We start from the raw sequence: 4,185 nt of genomic DNA, 5'->3' as shown, positions 1-4,185 counted from the left end.
GTCGGAGTCGCTGCCCGCGGCGTTGGTGCCGCGCCTGGTGGTGGTCGACGAACTGCCCACCCGCACCTCGGGGAAGGTGGACCGCGACGCGCTGCCATGGCCCGTCGGGGGCGCCGACACCGCCGACGCCACCGACCTCGGGGGCACGCTCGGTTGGCTGGCCGGCCTGTGGCGCGAGGTGCTCGCCGCCCCTGTCGACGGTCCCGAAGCCGACTTCTACGCCCTCGGCGGCGGCTCGCTGTCGGCGGCGCAACTCGTCTCGGCGTTGCGGCAGCGCTACCCGCAGGTGACCGTCGCCGACGTCTACGACCATCCGCGGCTGGGCTCGCTGGCCGGATACCTCGACGAGCTCGATCCACCCCCGGCGACCGAGACCCGCGACGTGGCGCCGGTGCCGCGGCTGACGCAGGCCGCCCAGGTGGCGCTGAGTGTGCCGCTGGCACTGCTCACCGGCATGCAGTGGGTGGTGTGGCTGGCGATCGCGAACAACCTCGCCGCCGCGATGTCGCTGGCCGACTGGGTGCGACCGCTCAGCTGGTGGTGGATCCTGGCCGGCTTCCTGCTGTTCGTGACCCCGCCCGGGCGGATGAGCATCGCGGTGTTCGGCGCGCGGGTGCTGATCGGCAACCTGCAGCCGGGCACCTACCGCCGCGGCGGCCCGACCCACCTGCGGGTGTGGCTGGCCGAGCGGCTGGCCGACGCCAGCGGCGCGGAGAACATGGCCGGGGCGCCGTGGCTGGTGTATTACGCTCGCGCACTGGGCAATTCGGTGGGTAACGGCGTCGACCTGCACTCGGCGCCGCCGGTGACCGGCATGCTGACCCTCGGGCACCGCTGCTCGATCGAGCCCGAGGTCGACCTGAGCGGGCACTGGATCGACGGTGACCTGTTCCACGTCGGGCCGATCACCGTCGGCAACGACGCCACCGTCGGCACCAGGACGACTCTGCTGCCCGGCGCCGTGATCGGCAAGAACGCCGACGTCGCACCGGGGTCCGCTGTGGTCGGCAAGGTCAAGAACGGCCAGTACTGGAAGGGTTCACCCGCGGTGAAATCCGGTAAGGCCAAGCATCCGTGGCCCGATCACCGGCCCCCGCGCGCACCGCTGTGGGTGGCCGTGTACGGCGTCACCTCCATGCTGCTGGGCGGGCTTCCGCTGGTGGCGCTGGCCGCCGGACTGGCGGTGATCGGCTGGGGTGTGCGCGGCACCCCGACGGTGGTGTCGGCGATCGCCCCGGCGCTGGTCTGGCTGGTGCCGGCCACCGCGGCCGCACTACTGGTGTACGCGGCGCTGACCGTGCTCGGCGTGCGGATGCTCTCGATCGGTCTCGACGACGGCTACCACCCGGTGCGCAGCCGCCCGGGCTGGCAGCTATGGGCGACCGAACGTCTGATGGACGGTGCGCGCAACTACCTGTTCCCGATCTACGCGAGCCTGCTGACGCCGTGGTGGCTGCGGCTGCTCGGCGCGAAAGTCGGTAAGGGCACCGAGATCTCGACGGCGCTGGTGATCCCGAAGTTCACCGTCATCGAGGACGGCGCGTTCCTGGCCGACGACACCATGGTGGCCTCCTACGAGCTCGGCGGCGGCTGGATCCACGTCGCCCCGGCCACCGTGGGCAAGCGGGCATTCCTGGGCAACTCCGGGATCACCCAGCCCGGCCGGCGGGTGCCCGACGACGGGCTGGTCGCGGTGCTGTCGGCCACCCCGCACAAGGCCAAGGCCGGTTCGTCGTGGCTGGGCAGCCCGCCGGTGCGGTTGCGGCGCAAGCCGACCGCCGCCGACGCGCTGCGCACCTTCCACCCGTCGGCGCGGCTGAAGGTGCTGCGCGCGGTGGTGGAGACGTTCCGGTTCGTGCCCGTCGCGGTGACCTTCGCGATCGGGGTCGCGGTGCTGCTGTCGCTGCAGTATGTGGCGGTTACCTACGGCTGGCTGTGGGCCGCGTTGGCGGCCGGGCTGGTGCTGCTGGCCGCGGGAGCGGTCGCCGGGATCGTCGCGGTGCTCGCGAAATGGCTTGTGGTGAGCCGGATCGGCGCGATCGAGCACCCGTTGTGGTCGGCGTTCGTCTGGCGTAACGAGGTGTCGGACACGTTCGTCGAGACCGTGGCCGCACCCTGGTTCGCGCGCGCGGCATCGGGTACGCCGGTGATCAACCTGTGGCTGCGGGCCCTGGGCGCGAAGATCGGACGTGGCGTGTGGTGTGAGACCTACTGGCTCCCCGAGGCCGATCTGGTGACCCTCGGTGACGGCGCCACCGTGAACCGGGGCTGCGTCGTGCAGACCCACCTGTTCCACGACAGGATCATGCGCATGGACACCGTCGTGCTGGAACAGGGCGCGACACTGGGGCCGCACTGCGTGGCGCTGCCCGCGGCGCGTATCGGGTACGGCGCCACCGTCGGACCTGCGTCGCTGGTGATGCGCGGCGACGAGGTACCCCCGTCGACCCGGTGGCAGGGCAACCCGATCGCCCCGTGGCTTCCCGCGAAGAAGAAGCGCTCGGAGACTCCGGAGCCGAAGCCCAAGAAGTCCGCGGCCGCGTGACGGTACGCAAGAGCGCCGCCAAGAAGGGTGCGGTACCCGTCATCGACCCGTATCTGCCCGGGTCGGGCAATTTCGGATACCGGGTCTCGCGCTATGAGCTCGCGCTGGAGTACAAGGTCGCGATCAACCGACTCGCCGGCGCGGCCACCATCACCGCGGTCACACTCGCGGAGTTGAAGACGTTCACCCTCGACCTGTCCGACGCGCTGTCGGTGGCCAGGGTCACCGTGAACGGCAAGCGCCCGGCCCAGTACCGCGCCTCGGCAGGCAAGCTGCACATCACCCTGTCCGACCGGCTGCCCGCGGGTGCGGCGATGACGGTCGCGGTGCGGTACGGCGGCAGCCCCCGGCCCACCCGAACCCTGTGGGGCGAAGTCGGTTTCGAGGAGCTCACCGAGGGTGTGCTGGTCGCCGGGCAGCCCAACGGCGCGTCGTCGTGGTTCCCGTGCGACGACCATCCCAGCGCGAAGGCCAGCTTCCGCGTCCAGATCGCCACGGAGAGTCCCTATTTCGCGCTGGCCAACGGCAGACTGCTGGACCGCAGGGCCCGGGCGGGCATGACCACCTGGGTCTACGAACAGGCCGAACCGACGTCGACGTATCTGATCACGCTGCAGATCGGCGTGTACGGGCGGCACCGGATGGCCAAGAACGGCGTCGAGATGTTCGCGGTGCTGCCCGACCGGCTGCGAGCCGACTTCGAGCACGACTTCGCCCGCCAGCCGCAGATGATGAAGTTGTTCACCAAGCTGTTCGGGCCCTATCCGCTGGCCACCGGATACACCGTGGTGGTGACCGATGACGACCTGGAAATACCCCTTGAGGCACAAGGCATCTCGATATTCGGCGCCAACCACTGCGACGGCCGCCGCGGGTCGGAGCGGTTGATCGCCCACGAGCTGGCGCACCAGTGGTTCGGCAACTCGGTCACGGCGCAGCGCTGGCGCCACATCTGGCTGCACGAGGGTTTCGCGTGCTACGCGGAGTGGCTGTGGTCCGAGCACTGCGGCGAGCGCACCGCCGACGAGTGGGCGCGTCACTATCATCACCGGCTGCGGCATTCGGCGCAGAACCTGGTGCTGGCCGACCCCGGCCCCCGCGACATGTTCGACGACCGCGTCTACAAGCGCGGCGCACTCACCCTGCACGCCCTTCGTGGACGCCTCGGGGACGCCGACTTCTTTGCGCTGCTGCGGGATTGGACGGACCGCTACCGGCACTCCAGCGTGGTCACCGACGACTTCATCGGGCTGGCCGCCCAGTACACCGACGAATCGCTGCGCCGGCTGTGGTCGGCGTGGCTGTACTCCCCGGAGGTCCCTGAGCTGGACGCGGGGCCGTGACCGACGCGACGGCCGGACCCTCGGGTGCGGTGACCCGGGGCAGTGTGGTCCGGGTCGGGGTCGCGACGGCGCTGTCGGCTCTGTGCGGATACGCGGTGCTGTACCTGGCCGCCCGGGATCTGGAGCCCGCCGGGTTCTCGGTGTTCGGGGTGTTCTGGGGCGCGTTCGGACTGATCAACGGCGCCGCGTTCGGGTTGCTGCAGGAGACGACGCGCGAGGTGCGGTCCCCGACGGCGGCGCCCGGCGGCAAGCAGGCGCACCCGATGCGCGTCGCGGCCGGTGTCGGCGTCGGCGCGG

The 4,185-nt window shown here is 71.0% G+C and carries 2 protein-coding genes and 1 pseudogene; all 3 read left to right on the top strand.

What is annotated here, in order from left to right; all coding sequences use genetic code 11:
• The coding region (locus MVA01S_RS28845) for a Pls/PosA family non-ribosomal peptide synthetase (protein WP_255251727.1) at positions 1 to 2,545 on the top strand (2,545 nt) is incomplete at its 5' end.
• Positions 2,542 to 3,888 (top strand): M1 family metallopeptidase, encoded by a 1,347-nt coding sequence (locus MVA01S_RS28840; protein WP_003931747.1) that lies wholly within the window; start codon positions 2,542 to 2,544, stop codon positions 3,886 to 3,888. The genes MVA01S_RS28845 and MVA01S_RS28840, both read left to right, overlap by 4 nt.
• Positions 3,885 to 4,185: pseudogene (locus MVA01S_RS28835) on the top strand (hypothetical protein); the annotation flags it as partial. The gene MVA01S_RS28840 and the pseudogene MVA01S_RS28835, both read left to right, overlap by 4 nt.

Origin of the sequence: Mycolicibacterium vaccae NBRC 14118 = CIP 105934, from assembly GCF_001552715.1 — a bacterium.
Classification (GTDB): Bacteria; Actinomycetota; Actinomycetes; order Mycobacteriales; family Mycobacteriaceae; genus Mycobacterium; species Mycobacterium vaccae.
The sequence above is the reverse complement of the archived record's forward strand: the minus strand, read 5'-3'. Positions and strand labels throughout refer to the sequence as shown.